Genomic DNA, 19,819 nt, shown 5'->3' on the forward strand with positions numbered 1-19,819 from the left:
ATATTAGTTAGCCTTTAATGATTCATTGAAGGAGTGAAACTATGTTTAAGCGTAAAAAAATAACAACAACGGGTGCTTTGTTTAGCTCATCGCTGTTATTGATCTCGGCAGCTCATGCCACAACACCTCAATATAAAGATCAACAAGCTTTGCATGATATTGCAAATGCCGTTTCTAAAGCACGTATAGAGCAAGATATTCAAACGCTGGTTGATTTTGGCACTCGCCATACTCTATCTGAGACGAAATCAAATAAACGTGGTATTGGTGCTGCAAGACGTTGGATCAAGTCTGAGTTTGAGGCGATTTCTAAAGCCTGCGGTAACTGCCTAGAAATCATCGAAGTAAAAGACACTATTTCTGGTGAAAAGCGTATTCCAAACCCTGTTGAAGTTGTCAATATTGTGGCTATTCAGCGCGGTCAAGTTGATGCGGATCGTATGGTTATGATGTCGGGTGATATTGACTCGAGAGTGTCTGATGTAATGGACTATACCTCAGATGCGCCAGGGGCTAATGATAATGCATCTGGTGTGGCTGGCGTGCTGGAATCGGCGCGTGTTTTATCAAAGTATAAATTTAATGGCTCAATTGTTTATGCAGCTTTATCTGGTGAAGAGCAAGGCTTGTTTGGCGGTAAAATTTTAGCTAAATATGCACAAGAGCATAATTGGCGTGTTCATGGTGTTTTAAACAACGACATGATTGGTAATTCAACCGGCATTAATGGGGTAACAGATAACACAACTGCACGTATCTTCTCTGAAGGTACTCGCGTTATTGAAACCAAAGAGCAAGCCCATAAACGCCGTTTTACGGGTGGTGAAGTTGACTCTGCAAGTCGTAACCTTGCACGTTACATTGATACAATCGCAGATCGCTACATTGAGAATCTGGATACCATGTTGGTATATCGACTCGATCGTTTTGGTCGAGGAGGGCATCACCGTCCATTTAACGATGTTGGCTTTGCAGCTGTGCGTATAATGGAAACCAACGAAAACTATAATCAACAGCATCAAGACTTGCGTACTGAAAATGGTATTACCTACGGTGACACCATTGACCATGTTGATTTTGCCTATGCGGCGAAGTTAACGTCACTTAATGCAGTGACAATGGCTTCAATGGCATGGGCTCCAGCGCCACCAACGGGCGTTAGTATTTCAGGTGCAGTAAAACCAAGTACAACATTAGCGTGGCATAAAAGCGATGATCCAACGGTGGTCAGTTATAAAATCTATTGGCGTTACACGAGTGAGCCACAATGGCAATTTAGCCGCGATGTTGGCAATGTAACCGAAGCAACCCTTAAAAATGTTGTTATCGATAACTACTATTTTGGTGTTGCCGCTGTAAACAAAGACGGTATTGAATCACCAGTTGTCTTTCCTGGTGATGTTGGCGCGTTCGAATGGCCAGACAAATCAACTAAATAGGAATCGTTAAGTCATAGCGGACACCACCCAGTTCGCTATGAGCTGCTGTAATCCGCCAGTTATGGGCTTCGACAATTTGTTTTACTATCGCAAGCCCAATTCCTGAACCTGATTGTTTTACTGTTTTTAAGTCTGGCACTCTATAAAGATGGTCAAAAATCTTTGCTAAACTCTCGTCGCTGACACCAGGGGCTGAATCTTCATAGCAGATTAAGAGCTGAGTTTGGTTTTGGCTAATCGTCAAATTAAGCTTACCAGGGTGATTTGTGTACTTAAGTGAATTACTGATTAAGTTTGCAAATAACTGTGAAAGCCGTGTTGCATCGCACTCAAAGTTTAATTCATCAGCAACATTTTGTGAGAATCTCACTTCAAATTTATCAAGCTGGATTGCCATATCTGCGTGTAAGCTTTGGAAATACTCAGCTGCATTAAGTGTTGTTACGTTGAGCTGAAAGCTGCTTTGCTCTAAAAGTGAAATTTTATTTAAATCAGTGACTAAAGTTGCCATATCGGTGATTTTTTGGTTGAGTTTTTCGTATGTAAGCTCATTAAATTGAGTTAAGCCTGCTTGGAGCGTTTCAAGGTGTAAGCGCAACCCGGTTAATGGACCACTTAACTCGTGAGCAACTTGTGATAATAACTTACTACGTTGACTGATTTGTTTATCTAGATAATTTCGGCGCTGTTCAATAAGCTGTTTTCTCTGTCTTATTCTTAATAAAGCAATGCCCATTACAGCTAAAAGCAGGCTAAATAATAAAATGCTGTATAAGATAGTTTGGCGCTGTGAAGCAATTGCTTGGCTTTTTTCATTGTCTTGGAGCTTTAAATCTTGAATGGCCAAATCACGGTCGCGCATCGCAATGGAGTTTTGCAGCTCCGCTAAACGTTGATTGTAGTTGTTGCGGGCAAAACCTTTTTCAAGCTCTGTAATAGTCCGTTGGTACGACAATGCCTGTTTGTAATCAGCTTGTTGTACTGCCACAGTGATCAAATGTTCTAGGGCTGTGATTTGCTTTTGCAGCTTATTTTTTTGGTTGCTTAACTTGTAGGCTTGCTCAGCAAAATGTTTAGCTTGTTCGTGCTCAGTAGAGCCAATGTATAGCTTTGCTAATGTGAGTAATACATCAATATATAGGTGATCGTCTTGCTTGAGTTCATTGATCACTTGTTTTTCAATGGTTAAAGCCTGAGTTGCTTTATCGACTTCGAGCAAATTTATCGCAATATTATGGTTTGCCCAGGCAGTATTTCGAGTGCTGTTATAACTTGCGAACACCTGTTGAGCCTCTTGTGCGTATTCAAGTGCTGCATCGTAGTTTTTTAGCCCATATTCACATTGGGATAGTTTAACTAAACTATGTCCGATATCAGAAAGTGAACCTGTTTGCCTATCAAAACTAAGGGCTATAATAAACTCGTTCTTTGCTTTTTCGTATTGTTCTAAATCTAAATAACTTTGGGCAATTGAATAACTTATGCCAGCTTGTAACGAGATAGACGGCGACATCTGTTGAATAACTTCACGGCGTTTTAGCTTATATTCGAGTGCAAGCGTTAAGCGGTCTAACTGTTCAAGATTACGCGAATAACCATGATAGAGCATTTCTTTTTGCTTTAAGGTTAATTCGCGATTGTTGTCGTGAATATAAACTTCAAGCAAGTTTAAGGCTGCTTGATACTCGCCAGCATTATGATAAGCACTGACAAGGCTCGCCACGGCATCAATTTCATAATGGGTAAGTTGTAAGCGCTGAAATAGGGCGACATTTTGTTGCGATAAATAAATTGCGGTTTCTAAGTCACTTTTTCTATATGCCAACCGCGCTTTCGCTAGATACAACTCGCTGTAAATGGGGGAGTCTTTTTTGTATTTTGGGCTTGCTTCAAGTTCATCAATGATAGTTTGCGCTTGTTGAAATTGGCCGAGGTGTATGTGAACGTGAATTAATCTAACGTTAAAACTGACTTGTTCTGCAAGGCTGGCGGACTCAATAAGCTTTTTATCGATGGCTTTTAAATAGTCATATCGTTTTTGGTAGTCACTGATTGTTCTGGCTTCATCAATGTTTTGTTGCAGTGTTGATGCAAAAGCACTGTTCATTGATAAGGCAAAGTACAGAATTACAGAGGCTTTAAGTTTCATAGTGGGGTTTATTATTATTTTTATTCCTAACTAGTCTAGCATGCCATTCTTTTAAGTGGGAATGATTTGCTTTTATAGCTAAAAAGAATTGCATTATGCAACTATGCCTCTTGCATCTTGCAAATACTCAGTCTGATTTTTCATAACACCTTGTTATAGCGTGAGTTATATTTTGGAATGGTTACTGCTTTGAGTAATAACACATCCACAGGAGAGTGTAATTATGAAAAGTAACATACCCGCTTACCTAATAACCGCACTTGCAACAGGCTTTGTAAGTGCTGCACCATTTGAACAGTGCCCGAGTAAAGCATTTTTGATTCAAGGTTCGCCTGCGCAAATGTTTGGCGTTGACCTAGTTTCTGCCAAAACCACCGTGCTTGCAGCGTCAATGGATTTTACAACAGAGGCGAATAACGACAGCGTAAATGCGGTTGGCTTTAATTATCAAGACCAGTACATGTATGGCTTTAGCAAACAAGCCCCAAGAAGTGTTGTACGTATTGGTGACGATTATGTTTTACAACGTTTGATTGTAAATGGTCTGCCAGATACCAATTTTTATGTTGGTGATATTCATGTGAATAGTGAAACTAATCAGGCGGTTTACTATTTATACCACCCTAAATTTGGTCTATATGGCATTGATTTAACTGAAGAGGCCGACGAGTATCAGGCGCAATTAGTTGCAGGCTCAGCAAGCTGGAATTTAGCTATTTATGATTTTGCTTTTCATCCTCACAGCAATCTTTTGTATGCGGTTGAGTCAAACGGCGACCTTTATGAAATAAATTTAGATAACCAGACACCCACTTTTATATCAAACCTCGACATAGCCGGCGATACTGGCGCTAATGGTGCAGGTTACTTTGATGTACAAGGTCAGTTTTATTTTAGTAATAACCGCAGCGGTAAAATCCATAAAGTAGATTTAAGCACCAGCCCTGTGGTTGGTTATACACCTACCGCAGCAGTTTTTACCTTAGGGCCAACATCGAATCAAAATGATGGTGCACGCTGTGCTATTGCAGAGGTAAAAGTAACTGATAACTCAATCGACTTTGGCGATGCACCTATGCCTTATAAAACAGCGCTTGCTGATAGTGGTGCCCGCCATCTCTTTGACCCTAATGAAGACCAATCAAATTTAGTTTATTTAGGAGCCGTTGTTGATGGTGAAAACATTAACACTCCGGCAGATTTACAGGCTTCACCCGTCGATAGCTCAGATGATGGGGTTAAATTTGTCACTGATTTTGTTGCAGGCTCTACTAGCCAGATAATTGTGACCGCTCCTAATGATAATGGTTATTTATATGCTTGGTTCGATTGGGATCAAAATTTCCAGTTTGATCCAGACGAAATCACAGTAAGTAAATACAGCTTAAATCAAGGTGATAACAGTGTGCTGGTTGATGTACCGAGTGATGCTGTGATGGGAGCAACATGGGCACGCTTTCGTGTAACCGATGGCAGCGAGGCTAACCCAATTACCGCAAGTGGTGGGGTAACAGGCGGTGAAGTCGAGGATTACCCGGTAACAACATATGGGAGTTTGGTATATCCAAGTGAGAATGGCTGGGTAACCCTTGCCTATGAAGATCAATGGCCTTTTGCTGGTGATTATGACTTTAACGATTTAGTTGTAAATTACCGTACTACATTGATTGATAAAGAAGGTCAGGCCATTGGTTACAAAATAGAAGGGGAGTTGGTTGGAATTGGTGCTGATTTTCATAATGGCTTTGCAGTTCGTTTGTATCAAACAATAGCCGATGATGTTGATAAACGAATATTAAGAAGTCAGATAGATACAAGTTCAATTAATTTAACGATAAATGACGAAACACAATCACATTCTATATTAGAACAAGGGGTTGAAGATGCTATTTTCATTATCATGCCAGACACTTGGGATTATGCAGATAAGCAGTCAAGTTGTAGTTATTTTAGAACTGAAACAGGCTGTGATACCAACAGCAAAGTTTCGTTTAGTTTAACCGTTTCACTTCAAAGTGGAGTGACCACAATTGAAGCGCCAAAATATACTTTAGACCCATTTATTTTCGCGGCTCAAGATCACTATCATGGTGAGTTTTTAGTTGGACAAAACCCACGTGGTTGGGAAGTTCATATTAAGAATCAACAACCAACCGAAAAATTCAATTCACAGTTATTTTCAATCACTGACTCTGATGATGCCAGTAATAGTGCTCAAAGTTATTATTTCCAAACTGAAACTGGTCTACCTTGGGCAATGGAGATTGGCAGTTCATGGGCGCATCCAAAAGAGAGTGTTGATATAACACATGCGTATAGTGACTTTAGGGCATTTGCTGAATCAGAGGGACGGGAAAAGCCGCTTTGGTTTAATAATGCAAAACTTGCAAATGTTATTCTACGAGGAGAATAGTCATGAAACATTATACTTTATTAATCATTAGCTTATTGTTATCTGCGTGTGGTGGCGGTGGAGAAGGTAGCTCTTCAACTGAAGCGGTAAGTACAACTGTTACACAGACACCCACCACAAGCACGCCGCCACCAGAAACAACACCTCCTGACACGAGTGTGGAAACAGAGACAATGGCTGACCTAACGATTGCTCCTCAATTTGATTTAAGTAGCAAGATAGAACTAAACATAGATGTTGATTTGAACATGGGTGATAGCAGAGCGTATTTAAATATCTGCTTGAAAGGCGATGATAATAAGGCTGATTACGATCAATGCTTATTGCGGGCACCTCTAAAACAAAGCAAATTAACGTCGACTGTGATGCTGGCAAATAGTGCCTTAGAGCTTGTGGCAGAAGTTTGGTTTTATGATTCTCAAAATGAACCACTGCGTTTTGAGTGGCAATATGATGGGGAGCAATCAGCGGTGTTCACTATTCGTTAAACATGAGTGATCGATATTATGTCTTAGTCAGTTTAATTCTAATAGACTGAATATTTTCAACAGCTTGAAAGAGGATTTTGTAATGCAATATATCGAAGAGGTACTGCAATCAGTTAAAGAGTCTAATCCAAATGAGCCTGAGTTTTATCAAGCTGTTGAAGAAGTGCTTTCATCAATAAATCAGGTAGTAGAAGGTAACAGTGAATATCAACAGCAGGCAATTCTAGAGAGGTTAGTTGAGCCTGAAAGGCAAGCAATATTTAGGGTTCCTTGGCTTGATGATGACGGCAAAGTGCAAGTTAATCGTGGTTTTAGAATCGAATTTAGCTCAACTCTAGGCCCTTATAAAGGGGGCTTGAGGTTCCACCCGAGTGTCAATCAAAGTGTGGTGAAGTTTTTAGGCTTTGAGCAAGTTTTGAAGAATGCACTCACAGGGTTGCCATTAGGAGGCGCTAAAGGCGGTGCTGACTTTAACCCTAAAGGAAAAAGTGACAATGAAATTATGCGTTTTTGTCAGTCATATATGACTGAACTCTATCGTCACATAGGTGCTAACACAGATGTTCCTGCTGGTGATATTGGCGTTGGGACGAGAGAAATTGGTTATCTATTTGGTCAATATAAACGGATTACTAATCAATTTGAAGGGGTACTAACTGGTAAGCCTGAGGTTATGGCGGGTTCTTCACTGAGAACCGAAGCTACTGGCTATGGTGTTGCATATTTTTTAAGTGCCATGCTAGATGCTAAAGGCGATTCTTTAAGAGGTAAGCGATGCCTAGTGTCTGGTGCTGGTAATGTAGCATTGTATATGATGGAAAAGCTTGACCAATACGATGCTGTTATTCTTAGCTGTAGTGATTCAAAAGGGACCTTGTATTGTAAAGATGGGCTTGATGTGGCTCTTGTAAAACACTTAAAAAATGAACGAGGTGCTGAGCTTAGGGATTATTTGAACGAGCACAAAGATGCTGAGTTTACGCCTGTAAATCAATATCCTAGCGACGGACATCATGTATGGCGATATGAGGCAGATATTGCACTTCCTTGTGCAACTCAAAATGAAATTACCGAAAAAGATGCTGAAGCTTTGGTTGAAAATGGCTGCTCTGTTGTATGCGAGGGGGCAAACATGCCGACCACAGCTGATGCGTTAAAAGTATTTAAAGACAATGATGTATTTTTAGGGCCAAGTAAGGCTGCAAATGCTGGTGGAGTTGCTACCAGTCAATTTGAAATGGCTCAAAATGCCAGTATGCAAAAGTGGCGAGCTGAGCAAGTTGATGAGAAACTTCAACAAGTTATGAAGTCTATTTTCGATACAATTTCAGCTACCGCCAAGCAGTACTCCCATGAACACGACTTGGTACTTGGTGCGAATATAGCGGGTTTTGAACGAGTTGCAGATGCTATGTTAAAACAAGGAGTTGTGTAATAAATAAAAGACATCCATTTTTTTAAAACGAATTAAGGAGACATCCATTTTTATAAAAAGACACCCAATTTTGGTAGTTAAAAGCTAGATAGCCACAGCTTTTGGTTGACTTCATTTATGTACAAATTATGTTTAGTTCTTTGTTGTTATTTAAATTTAAAAATTAGTTATTTAATTCTAGATGAAATTAAATTCAGTACGTAGAAATTTTCTATTTTTTAAAATAGATGAATAAAAGTAGTAAATGAAAAGTTTAAGTGTTTAGCAAAACAAAGCTTGGCTATTAGTTATTGAGCTTCTTCTCTTTCGTTTCATGTGTTTTGCATACTCAGTTATAGCTTGCTCTTTACCCGCTGTATTTTTAAACGAGCGGGTAAAGGAAGTGGTGAGTGTGAGCCAGTTTTCAGTACAGATGTTTAATCTTTCAAGTATTGGTAATGTCACTTTTGGGATGTTCCCAGGTTTATCTATTCGCATAGAGCGCCCAGTCCAATCAACAAGTTGCAGATATGTCTTGAGCTCAAATGGTAGTCCCTTAGGCATATGTTCACGAGGTTTACCTGCAAAGCGCATAAGCGATTTCGGTTGCTTTTTATTTTGAGCTAACTGAATTCGGGCTTTAATACTGGTGTAGTCAGATTGCTCAGGTAAATCGGCCGCTTTTGCTCTTACTGGGTTTAAATCAACATAAGCAAGGCATGCAGCAAGTGCAGCGTCATCGAGCAAGGCTTGCGATTTAAAGCGACCTTCCCAAAAACGTCCTTTACATTCATCTTCTTGATTCGCTTTTCGTGCAATACCCTCGTTAAGAACTCGCATAAACCAACTAATGCTGCAGAGCCGTTCTCGATATAAATTTACTCTGGTATTAACCGCAGCGAGCTCTGCTTGTGTTAGCAATTCGCCATTTAAGAATCGTTGGCATAGGAATGTACTTTTGAATAACTTGTGCCACCTAATTAGAATCGCTTTATTATTTAGACGCTTAGCTTTTGCTATATCAATGTGAAGAACCAGATGAGTGTGATTACTCATAACCGCATAGGCACAAATATCAATACAAAATATTCGTCCAAGTTGAAGTAATTTCTTTTCAACCCAATCTCGCCGGTGTTCATATGAACGACCCGTTAGTGGATCTTGCCCGCACAAATAAGCGCGACGAACGCAGCGTGAAATGCAGTGATAGTAAGGCGTGTTTGAAACGCTAATCAAGTTTCTACGTGGGGTTGCCATGCTCTTCTCCTCCATGAGTTGAACAATTTAAGTTTAGTCATAATTTTGTGAAGTGAGAAATATTAAGTTGGGTGTCTTCTTAAATTTATTCTTTAGATATGAAGCTAGGTTAACTCCTTAAATAAATATGGGCGTCTTTATTTAATATGGATGTCTAAATATCTTTTCATAATATGGGTGTCTTAATAAATTAAAAAGCTCAGCGGTGCTGAGCTTGTTTGAAATTTGAGAGTATTTTTCAAGTAAATGATTACGAAAAGGCTTTTTCGCTTAGGAGTTCTTGCATTTGTTCACGCATTTTGAACTTTTGAAGTTTGCCTGTTACTGTCATAGGGTATTCTTCAACAAAGCGGATGTGCTTTGGTACTTTGAAATAGGCTAGTTTGTCTTTTAAGAAATCACGAATGGCATTTTCATCAAGTACTGCATCATCTTTAGGTTGGATCCAAGCGCATACTTCTTCACCGTATTTTTCATCGCTAATGCCAAATATGGCTGCATCTTGAATACCAGGGTAGGTGTAGAGAACTTCTTCTATTTCTCTTGGGTAAATGTTTTCACCACCACGGATGATCATGTCTTTTATTCGGCCAACAATAGCAACAAAACCATCTTCGTCCATCACACCTAAGTCACCAGAATGTAACCAACCGTCTTGATCAATTGTTGCTTTCGTTTTCTCTTCATCATTCCAATAGCAGCGCATAATTCCAGCACCACGACTACATACTTCACCCGGTATGCCGACTTTTTGAACATCACCCAGCTCGTCGATAATTTTCACTTCAGTATGGGCTAATGCACGGCCCACTGTGGTAACTTGTTTTTCGAGAGGCGAGTCTGTTTCGGTCACGTTATTGATAGGGCTACACTCAGTTTGGCCATAACCAATTACAACTTCTTTCATATGCATTAATGAGTGAACTTTACGCATAACTTGCTCAGGGCAGGTTGAGCCGGCCATTACGCCTGTTCGTAGGCTAGATAAGTCATAGTTTGCAAAATCTTTAAGCTCTAACTCGGCGATAAACATAGTTGGAACACCATGCAGGCCTGTACAGCGTTCCTTTTCAACAACTTCTAGGGTTGTTTTAGGGTCGAATGAATCACCCGGAAAAACTGCGGTGGCACCTTTACTTATACATACTAAATTGCCAAGCACCATACCAAAGCAGTGATATAGCGGTACAGGAATACAGAGTTTATCCTCATGTGTCAGCTTCATCGCTTGGGCCATCAAAAATCCGTTATTGAGGATGTTTTTATGCGATAAGGTCGCTCCTTTTGGATTACCCGTAGTACCAGAAGTAAATTGAATATTGATATCTTGGTCACAGCTTAAACTAGCAGCTATTGCATCAAGCTCTAGCTTATGGGCATCTGTTGCGCGCTGCATGATATCGCTGAAGCTAAACATGCCAGTAGCAGGCTCATCACCAATACGAATTATATTTTTTAGGTGTGGCAAGGCGTTTAAATTTAACTCACCTGCTTGTGAATCTTTAAGTTCCGGTGCGAGCTCATTGAGCATGCTTATATAATTACTGGCTTTAAATTCACTTGCTGTGATAAGTGTTGAACACTCAACACTATTGAGTGCGTATTTTAATTCGCTTGGTCGGTATGCAGGGTTGATGCACACCATGATTGCACCAATTTTAGCTGTAGCAAATTGGGTTAAGCACCATTCAATATTGTTAGGAGACCAAATACCAACCCGGTCGCCAGGTTTTACGCCAAGTGATAATAATCCCATTGCTAACTGGTTAATCTGCTGCTGGTATTGTCTATAGGTTAATCGGATCTGTTGATGATGAAACACAATTGCGGGGTGATCAGGGTAATTGTCGACAATATTGTCAAGGTACTGTCCAATTGTTTGTTCTATCAATGGAATGTCTGTACGGCCTTGATAATAGCTTTGAGTAAGTGGAAGCGCATTACAGTGTGTGTTCTTTGTCTGCATTGTATTCTCCGTGTCCGGTTAATTTGTTGTCATGGACTTGATGCAAAAGAATTGAAACAATCAATTAGGATGATTTCAAAACATGCGTACCTGATTAACTAAACACAGATTGTCGACAAAGAAAAGCTTTATAAGACTAATGTACAGAGTGTAATTTTAATAAAGCAGAATAAAGAATGGGTTTTGAGGTATAAAAAAACGTGCCGTAGCACGTTTTTTTAAGAATAAGCAGCAATTAAGCTTTTGGCTCATCTTGCTTATAAGTTTTACGCATGATGTACACGTAAGCACTAATGAATGCGTTTTCTTGGAATTTTTTCAGGCCTGTGTCTTCAAAATCAATAGGTACTGGGTTGCGCTTAAGCTGCTCTTTGATTTCAGTTGCAGATAAAACTTGCACATCTAAGTGCTCGATTAACTGAATAGCCGTTTCCATTTTGAAACCTTTAGCACTACCAGCGAATTTACCTTTAGCTTGGCGCTCTTTGATTGCTACAGAGTCAATTTGGTAATCTTCCATTAATTTTTTGAAATCAAATTGGAATTTACGCATTACTTCTGTGTCATTACCGTTACCTAAGGTAAAACGTGTTTGTCTGACATCACGGATATCAAATACGTCATTGTCTTTGGTTAAAATACACAGTAGTACGTCGCTACCTGTAATTTCTACACCGCATGTTCTCATGGTCATTCTCTAAATAACTTAATTTGCGCAATTATAGCAAGTAACGTTATGAAAATCAGTTGCTTTAAAAATGAATTTTTATAGCGATAACACTATGGTCACTTACACTAATGTCTTCGGTCAGTTGTGTAGGGGAAATATGCTTGTCATAACTTTCATAGTCGAGCGCTTTCACCTTTGAAACTTGGCAGTCGGGATTAAAATGTGCAGAGGCAAGAATATAATCTAGTACATTACCTTTACCTTGGTAATAATGGCTAAAGGGTTTGTTTTTCTCATCATAAAACGACCGACTAAACTCGTAGCTGTCGGTTAGGCCAACAACGGGTTCGTTATGTTCTATGCAGGGCTCACAGCGTGTAGGATGAAACCCTTGTGTCATAAACGATAAAGTAGGGCTAGTAAGTACATCGTTAAAGTCACCCATAACGAGCGTTGCACATTGCTTTTCGCGTTGGGTTTTTAGCGCATCATAATAAACAATAGATGCTTCCAATGAACGCGATATTTGCGACTGCATGGTACCCACCGTCTGGTGTAACAACTGCAGCAACGGATCTTCAAGGTTATGAATATTAAGAATATGCGCCATTGATTGCACACGTTGTGACTTAAAGTGAACAACATAAAAGCAGACTTCACCAAAATCAGGTAAATCAATCATGCATTTAATCGGGGTGCGGTTAAATTTGAACTCATTTTGATTGTTTAAGTACTCAAGTAATTCAGGGCATGGTGTCAATGCATCGGCCGATTTAAACGGGTATTTACTGGCAATCGCAACCACAGGATTGAATAACACTTGCGGATAAAGGCTATCATGGGACGGGCTATCGACCGTTTTAAAATAATCATATCCCGCTTCTTTGCATTGCACTTCTAGAGCATGCTGACTAAACACTTCTTGAAACGCCACCACATCAGGGTTTGCCTCATTTAAGAAATTAGCTACAAACAATTGTTTTTGCTGCCATTGCGTATTGTTATAGCGTTCATGTAACTGGTAAAACGAGTAGGGGGGCGCGGTGTAATTTAATAAATTAAACGTTGCGAATTTGAACGTACGCGTGTTTGGCATTTTCATCACTCTAAAAGTACTGACTCACTAAGTATGAAATGACTTAACTAATTGTCAATTTAGTCTTCTAACTACTTGTATTTGAGAACGTGAGCGGCGACAATAGCTGCTTGTATTTGCGAAGACTCAGTAAATACAAGCTTAAATAGCAATGCTTATTCGTAAAAGCGTTGCAGAGTTACATAAAATTTTTTTAAAAATATTACATGTGATGCATTGTAGGCATCACCACTGTATTAAGGATTTATAATGCCAGTTATTACCCTCCCTGACGGCAGTCAGCGTAGTTTTGAAAACCCAGTAAGTACATATGACGTAGCGAGCGATATCGGTCCAGGTCTTGCCAAGGCAACGATTGCAGGCCGTGTTAATGGTACTCGTGTTGATGCATGTGACTTAATCACTGAAGATGCGCGTTTAGAAATTATCACAGCAAAAGATGATGATGGTTTAGAGATTATCCGTCACTCATGTGCGCACCTTATTGGTCATGCAGTTAAGCAGCTTTTCCCTGAAGCAAAAATGGCAATCGGTCCGACCATCGATAACGGTTTCTATTACGATATCGATATGGAACATTCTTTAAGCCAAGATGATTTAGATGCTATCGAAAAGCGCATGCTTGAGCTTGCTAAAACAAACTACGACGTTGTTAAAAAGACCGTAAGCTGGCAAGAAGCACGCGATACTTTTGAAGCGCGTGGTGAAACCTATAAAATGGAAATTCTAGACGAGAACATCGCGAAAGATGATCGTCCAGGCTTATACCATCACGAAGAGTACATCGACATGTGTCGTGGTCCACACGTTCCAAACATGAAGTTCTGTCAACATTTCAAAATTATGAAAGTGGCAGGTGCTTATTGGCGCGGTGATTCTGAAAACAAGATGCTGCAACGTATCTACGGCACTGCATGGGCAGATAAAAAGCAACTTAAAGCGTATTTAAAACGCTTGGAAGAAGCTGAAAAACGTGATCACCGTCGTATTGGTAAAGCGCTTGATTTATGGCACTGGCAAGAAGAAGCACCAGGCATGGTGTTTTGGCACAATGATGGCTGGAGCATTTACCGTGAACTAGAAGACTTCGTTCGTGAAAAATTACGTGAGTACGATTACGAAGAAGTTAAAGGCCCATTAATGATGGACCGTGGTTTATGGGAAAAATCAGGTCACTGGGACAAATACGCAGATGCGATGTTCACAACTGAATCTGAAAAGCGTGAATACGCAATCAAACCAATGAACTGTCCGGGTCACGTACAAATCTTTAACCAAGGTTTAAAATCATACCGTGATCTTCCATTACGTATGGCTGAGTTTGGTTGTTGTCACCGTAACGAACCATCAGGTGCATTACACGGCTTAATGCGTGTACGTGGCTTTACTCAAGATGATGCGCATATCTTCTGTACTGAAGAGCAAATCATGGATGAAGTTTCTGCATGTATCAAAATGGTTTACGACACATACGAAACGTTTGGTTTTGAGAAGATCGTTGTAAAACTATCTACTCGTCCAGAAAAGCGTATCGGTGAAGACGAAATGTGGGATAAAGCTGAGCTTGCACTAGCTGATGCATTAAAAGCAAACGACATTGAGTTTGATTACCTACCAGGTGAAGGTGCATTCTACGGTCCTAAGATTGAGTTTACACTTTATGACTGTTTAGACCGTGCATGGCAATGTGGTACTGTACAGCTAGACTTCGCATTACCAGGTCGTTTAGGTGCAACTTATGTTGCTGAAAATAACGAACGTCGTACACCAGTTATGATCCACCGCGCAATTTTAGGTTCAATTGAGCGTTTCATCGGTATTTTAACTGAAGAATACGCTGGTTTGTTCCCAACGTGGCTTGCTCCTAAGCAAGTTGTGATCATGAACATCACGGATAAACAAGCAGATTATGTGCAAGAAATTGTACAAAAATTAAATAAACTTGGAATTAGAGCCGCTGCTGACTTGAGAAATGAGAAGATTGGCTTTAAAATCCGTGAACATACGTTAAAACGTATTCCATATTTACTTGTTGTTGGCGATAAAGAAGTTGAACAACAAGAAGTGGCAGTACGCACTCGCACAGGTGAAGACCTAGGCAAATTTAGTGTTGATGATTTCGTTGCTAAAGTAAGCGAAGAAATTAAAAATCGACAATAAATCATGAGCGTGTAGGGCAAAACAAACAGCCAACTACACGCTTTTTATTTTATATTCTTGGAGGATCGTACCATTAGAGGCGGCAAGAAAGGGCAACAAACAGCTCAAAAAAATCGTATCAACGAAGATATTACAGCTAAAGAAGTTCGTTTAATTGGCATCGACGGCGAGCAAGCTGGCATCGTGTCATTAAAAGAGGCGCAAGCTATCGCTGATGATGCGGGTGTAGATCTTGTAGAAATCAGTCCTAATGCTGAGCCACCTGTTTGTAAGGTTATGGACTACGGTAAGTTCATCTTTGAAAAAAGCAAAGAACTAAAAGAACAAAAGAAAAAGCAAAAGCAAATCCAGGTTAAAGAAATCAAATTCCGTCCAGGTACGGATGAAGGTGACTACCAGGTTAAGCTACGCAACTTACGCAAGTTCTTAGAAGCGGGTGATAAAGCTAAAATTACTATCCGTTTCCGTGGTCGTGAAATGGCTCACCAAGAAATTGGTATCGAATTATTAAACCGTGTTAAAGCCGATTTAGAAGATGTTTCACAAGTTGAATCATTCCCAAATCGTGTTGAAGGTCGCCAGATGGTTATGATGATGGCACCTATTGCTAAAAAGCAATAAACAGGGTATATTACGCACCGATTTTATTTCAGGTCTGCAAGTAACAGTTTACTGTTCACCTGAAATAACCGGTTATAAGTAAGGTTGCACTGCTTTTGTAGTGAGCCTTCACCGGACTATGGCAGTAAGTTAGGCCTTAAAAGTAGAGCTATTTTTATATCTCTCGCCTGCTTGCTAATTTTTAAGCAATACATTTGGAGTTATTGCAATGGCTTACAAGCTAAAAACTCACAGAGGCGCGGCTAAGCGTTTCAAGAAAACTGCTTCTGGCGGTTTCAAGCGTAAACAAGCGCATCTTCGTCACATTCTGACTAAAAAAACTTCTAAGCGTAAATTACACTTACGTCCTAAGATGATGGTTCATAAGAATGACCATGGTCTAGTTTCACGTATGTTACCATTCGCTTAATAGGAGTCTTCAGAAATGGCAAGAGTTAAACGCGGTGTTATCGCACGTGCACGTCACAAAAAAGTTTTAAAGCAAGCTAAAGGTTACTACGGAGCACGTTCACGTGTTTACCGCGTAGCTTTCCAGGCAGTTACTAAAGCGGGTCAATACGCTTACCGTGACCGTCGTGCTAAGAAACGTACTTTCCGTCAACTTTGGATTGCACGTATCAATGCAGCAGCTCGTCAAAACGGTCTTTCATACAGCCGTTTTATCAATGGTCTTAAAAAGACTTCTGTAGAAATCGATCGTAAGATCCTTGCAGATATCGCTGTTTATGACCAAGTTGCATTCGCAGCGCTTGTTGCAAAAGCAAAAGAAGGCCTAGCGGCTTAATTTCGCTTTTCATAAAGTTTAAAAAGGAGCCTAGTGCTCCTTTTTTTGATCTTAATTAATATTCATAACTAACAACGATTTTGCATAGCGTATGTCGTTTGCTCCATTTTTTTGTTGAATCACCGCAGTTTACGCAATCCATTCAGATTAGTTGTTATAATTTCCCCAATATAGAATAAGTACCGCACTTGAGAGTGATATGTTTGCGAGTTTAGTGTTTTTATCTGCTGCAGTAACTTTAGACAGCCACTTACCCCCACTGTTGCCATGGCAAGGCGATAGTGTGTCTTTAATGCAAGAAAAAGGACCTTTAACCACAGATTTTGAATTAAGCGAAGGCACTTTATCGCCTGATTATGCAGACACTATGGCGTTCGTAGATCGTCTTGTTGCCGCAAACCCAACACAATTCAAAGTAACGACTATTGCGACAAGCAGTGCGGGTCGTGCGGTTAAGATGTTAGTGGCGAATGAGCAAGGTTTGTTTGATGCCAAACAACTTGTTGCTGATACAAAGCCAACCATCTTTATTCAAGCAGGCATTCACAGTGGTGAAATTGATGGCAAAGACGCCATGTTTATGTTGCTACGCGATATTGCGACAGGTAAACGCCGCGATATTCTCAGCAAAGTCAATATTCTGTTTATTCCTATTTTAAACGTTGATGGTCACGAGCGCAGTAGCCAATACAACCGTATTAATCAGCGTGGCCCGATAGAAATGGGCTTTAGAACGAATGGTCTAAATTTAAATTTAAATCGTGATTACACTAAGCTTGATACACCCGAAGTACGCGGTGTGATGCAGGTTATTAATCAATTTAAGCCAGATTTATACGTGGATGTCCATGTAACCGATGGCGCTGATTACCAATATGACGTGACCTACGGTTATAATCCGGTTTTTTCGAGTGAATCACCAAGTGTGTCACAAGCGCTGGATAATCTATTTAAACCTGTTATTGATGCCAAACTCGAAAAAGCAGGGCATATTCCTGGTCCTCTCGTGTTTGTTATGGACAAGCGCGAATTTAAAAAAGGTTTAGCGGGTTGGGTGGCAACACCACGTTTTTCAAATGGCTGGGGTGATTTACGTTCATTACCAACAATATTAGTTGAGAACCACTCTTTAAAACCTTATAAGCAGCGCGTATTAGGTACTTATGTATTTATTGATGGTGCCATTGACGCCTTAGCTGAAAATGATAAAGCCCTTAATGAAGCGGTTCAAAAAGAGCTCGATTTTAAACCGACACAATTAGTTGTTGAACGTGGTTATGCTAAAGAGCCAGATACCATCGAATTTAAAGGGATCGCTTATTCAAGAACTGAAAGTGCATTGTCTGGGCAAGCTGAAGTTAAATATTTAGGTGAAGCTAAAAACTATGACGCATTACCGGTTTTTTGGCAAAAAGACGTTAAAAAGACCGTTAATGTTCCTACAGCGTTTTATATTCCGCCAGCATACAGCCAATTGGTAAGTAAGCTTAAATTACACGGCGTAGAGGTAACGACGTTGAATGGTTCTGTTTCTGAGCCATTAACCCAAGCAAGCGTTGCTGATTACTCATTTGCAAAAGCACCTTTTGAAGGACGTTTTCGTGTAGAGGCGACATTTGATTACCACACCGTAGAAAATGTCGATATGACCGGCTGGTACAAAGTCTCAACTGAGCAGCCATACTCAGAGCTGGCTACACACTTACTACACCCAGAAGCGCCAGATTCATTCTTTGCTTGGGGCGAGTTTAATACTATTTTTCAGCGTACTGAATACGTTGAGAATTACGCTTTAATGCCGTATGCACGTCAAATGCTAAAAGAAAAACCTGCATTGGCTTTAGAGTTCGATAAAAAAATTCGTGAAGATAAAAGCTTTGCAAAGGATGCTGATGCTCGCTTGCATTGGCTCTATGAGCGTACACCGTTTTATGATCAAGGCTATTTAAAATACCCAATTTTAATGGCGTTTGAACAGTTACAAAAAGGACAATAACATGAAAGTGATTGCTGTTCCTGTTACTGGCTTTGCGCAAAATTGCCGCATTATCATTTGCGAGCAAACGAATAAAGCGGCCATGGTTGACCCAGGTGGCGATGCAGACAAACTTCAAGAAGAACTTGCTGCTTTAAATTGCCAATTAGAGGCAATTTACTTAACACATGGTCACTTAGACCATGTGGGCGCTGCAAAGCAACTCGCAGAGCATTTTAGCGTTGATATCATTGGCCCACATTTAGATGATAAATTTTGGTTTGATGCCTTGCCAATGCAAGCGCAAATGTTTGGTTTTGCACCAATTACACCATTTTATCCAACGAAGTGGCTAAATCATGGCGATACAATCACCGTAGGTGAACTTGAATTATCTGTACGCCATTGCCCAGGGCATACGCCTGGTCATGTTGTTTTTTACCACCAAGGTTCAGAACAGGTGATAGTGGGTGACGTGATTTTCCAAGGCTCTGTCGGTCGTACTGACTTCCCGAAAGGGGATAGTGCGCAATTACTCGAATCCATTAAGTCGGAGATTTTATCATTCTCTGATGAAGTTGCTATTTTGCCAGGCCACGGTCCGAATACCACCGTAGGGCATGAGCGAAAAACAAATCCATTTATTAGCGGACGTTTTGGTTAATGCCAACGTGTAACAATAGTTAAGTAGTTTGTAAGTGGAACGGTATAAAATTGCAATTTTTTTGCATAAATAGTAGAAAATAGGCAGACTGATTTTTAAATCAGTTATATAATTTAACCAGTATTTTTACAGAAAAAGAAATAAAATGTCTCTGAACCAAGTAGATCGCCAAATTTTGGCATTATTACAGCAGGATGCTAGCTTATCTACGGCAGAAATTGCCGATAAAGTTGGTTTATCTCAATCTCCATGTTGGCGTCGTATTGCTAAGCTTGAGCAAGATGGCTATATCAAAGGTAAAGTTGCTTTGCTTGACGAGAAAAAGCTTGGCTTTGATATGTTGGTCTATGCCCATGTTCGTCTATCTAACCACGGTAGAACGAATCTAGCTGAGTTTGAGCGTTTAATTATGAGCTATGATGAAGTAACCGAGTGTTACAGCATGGCGGGTACCATGGACTTCATGCTTCGAATTATTTCAAAAGGTATTGAAGGGTATGAGCAGTTTGTTCGTGATAACCTACTAAACCTTGAGTTTGTTCAAGAAGTTCACTCAAATGTGACCATGACATGCGTTAAGCGTAGTACGTCTTTACCTCTTTAATCTTTTTCTACTACGTTTTATTTTTTCGAAAACGGTTAGTGCTTTTAGGTACTAGCCGTTTTGTTGTTAATAATTGTTAACTTTTGCGGATTTTGCTAGAATTCTGCGCCTTGCCGAAA

General features: G+C 40.0%; 16 protein-coding genes. 11 read left to right on the plus strand and 5 right to left on the minus strand.

Annotation, left to right across the window (positions count from 1 at the left end):
* The first annotated feature begins 41 nt into the window (after positions 1-41).
* Complete coding sequence (locus VRK28_RS14650; protein WP_332394087.1) at positions 42-1,439, plus strand: M28 family metallopeptidase; 1,398 nt, start codon at positions 42-44, stop codon at positions 1,437-1,439.
* Here VRK28_RS14650 and VRK28_RS14655 read toward each other — a convergent pair.
* On the minus strand, positions 1,432-3,588 hold the full coding sequence (locus VRK28_RS14655; protein WP_332394088.1) for an ATP-binding protein: 2,157 nt from the start codon (positions 3,586-3,588) through the stop codon (positions 1,432-1,434). The genes VRK28_RS14650 and VRK28_RS14655 overlap by 8 nt on opposite strands.
* Before the next feature lie 223 nt (positions 3,589-3,811).
* On the opposite strand from VRK28_RS14655, the gene VRK28_RS14660 reads away from it, so the two are divergent.
* From VRK28_RS14660 to gdhA, 3 genes are all read left to right on the plus strand, one after another.
* Positions 3,812-6,001, plus strand: coding sequence for an LruC domain-containing protein (locus tag VRK28_RS14660; protein WP_332394089.1), 2,190 nt, complete (start codon positions 3,812-3,814; stop codon positions 5,999-6,001).
* A gap of 2 nt (positions 6,002-6,003) precedes the next feature.
* Positions 6,004-6,489, plus strand: a complete 486-nt coding sequence (locus VRK28_RS14665) for a hypothetical protein (RefSeq protein ID WP_332394090.1) — start codon at positions 6,004-6,006, stop codon at positions 6,487-6,489.
* Positions 6,490-6,571: 82 nt separating this feature from the next.
* Complete coding sequence (gene gdhA / locus VRK28_RS14670; RefSeq protein ID WP_332394091.1) at positions 6,572-7,924, plus strand: NADP-specific glutamate dehydrogenase; 1,353 nt, start codon at positions 6,572-6,574, stop codon at positions 7,922-7,924.
* Positions 7,925-8,185: 261 nt separating this feature from the next.
* On the opposite strand, the gene VRK28_RS14675 is transcribed toward gdhA, so the two are convergent.
* The 4 genes from VRK28_RS14675 to VRK28_RS14690 all read right to left on the minus strand — a co-directional run bounded on the left by VRK28_RS14675 (position 8,186) and on the right by VRK28_RS14690 (position 12,892).
* Positions 8,186-9,160: a transposase gene (locus tag VRK28_RS14675; protein WP_130166383.1), complete on the minus strand. Its 975-nt coding sequence runs from the start codon at positions 9,158-9,160 to the stop codon at positions 8,186-8,188.
* A 250-nt stretch (positions 9,161-9,410) separates the two neighbouring features.
* Positions 9,411-11,126, minus strand: a complete 1,716-nt coding sequence (locus VRK28_RS14680; protein ID WP_332394092.1) for an AMP-binding protein — start codon at positions 11,124-11,126, stop codon at positions 9,411-9,413.
* 235 nt (positions 11,127-11,361) lie between these two features.
* Positions 11,362-11,814 carry a DUF3010 family protein gene (locus VRK28_RS14685; protein WP_175078269.1) on the minus strand — a complete coding sequence of 151 codons (453 nt, stop codon included), beginning with the start codon at positions 11,812-11,814 and terminating at the stop codon, positions 11,362-11,364.
* 64 nt (positions 11,815-11,878) lie between these two features.
* Positions 11,879-12,892: an endonuclease/exonuclease/phosphatase family protein gene (locus VRK28_RS14690; protein ID WP_062565304.1), complete on the minus strand. Its 1,014-nt coding sequence runs from the start codon at positions 12,890-12,892 to the stop codon at positions 11,879-11,881.
* A gap of 249 nt (positions 12,893-13,141) precedes the next feature.
* Between VRK28_RS14690 and thrS the strand changes: the two genes are divergently transcribed.
* The 7 genes from thrS to VRK28_RS14725 all read left to right on the plus strand — a co-directional run bounded on the left by thrS (position 13,142) and on the right by VRK28_RS14725 (position 19,700).
* Positions 13,142-15,052, plus strand: a complete 1,911-nt coding sequence (thrS, locus tag VRK28_RS14695) for a threonine--tRNA ligase (RefSeq protein ID WP_054561407.1) — start codon at positions 13,142-13,144, stop codon at positions 15,050-15,052.
* A 57-nt stretch (positions 15,053-15,109) separates the two neighbouring features.
* Positions 15,110-15,673, plus strand: coding sequence for a translation initiation factor IF-3 (infC, locus tag VRK28_RS14700; RefSeq protein WP_082389338.1), 564 nt, complete (start codon positions 15,110-15,112; stop codon positions 15,671-15,673).
* 208 nt (positions 15,674-15,881) lie between these two features.
* Positions 15,882-16,082, plus strand: a complete 201-nt coding sequence (rpmI, locus tag VRK28_RS14705; RefSeq protein WP_054554888.1) for a 50S ribosomal protein L35 — start codon at positions 15,882-15,884, stop codon at positions 16,080-16,082.
* 15 nt (positions 16,083-16,097) lie between these two features.
* Positions 16,098-16,457, plus strand: a complete 360-nt coding sequence (gene rplT / locus VRK28_RS14710) for a 50S ribosomal protein L20 (RefSeq protein WP_036968189.1) — start codon at positions 16,098-16,100, stop codon at positions 16,455-16,457.
* A gap of 199 nt (positions 16,458-16,656) precedes the next feature.
* A complete protein-coding gene (locus VRK28_RS14715) occupies positions 16,657-18,453 on the plus strand; it encodes a M14 family metallopeptidase (protein WP_332394093.1) in 1,797 nt (598 codons plus the stop codon).
* A 1-nt stretch (position 18,454) separates the two neighbouring features.
* The gene (locus VRK28_RS14720; protein ID WP_332394094.1) at positions 18,455-19,096 is read left to right on the plus strand and encodes an MBL fold metallo-hydrolase; all 642 of its coding nucleotides are present in this window, start codon (positions 18,455-18,457) and stop codon (positions 19,094-19,096) included.
* 145 nt (positions 19,097-19,241) lie between these two features.
* On the plus strand, positions 19,242-19,700 hold the full coding sequence (locus VRK28_RS14725) for an Lrp/AsnC family transcriptional regulator (RefSeq protein WP_036968198.1): 459 nt from the start codon (positions 19,242-19,244) through the stop codon (positions 19,698-19,700).
* Positions 19,701-19,819 lie beyond the last annotated feature (119 nt).

Origin of the sequence: Pseudoalteromonas sp. P80D2 (genome assembly GCF_036680945.1) — a bacterium.
Lineage (GTDB): Bacteria > Pseudomonadota > Gammaproteobacteria > Enterobacterales > Alteromonadaceae > Pseudoalteromonas > Pseudoalteromonas shioyasakiensis.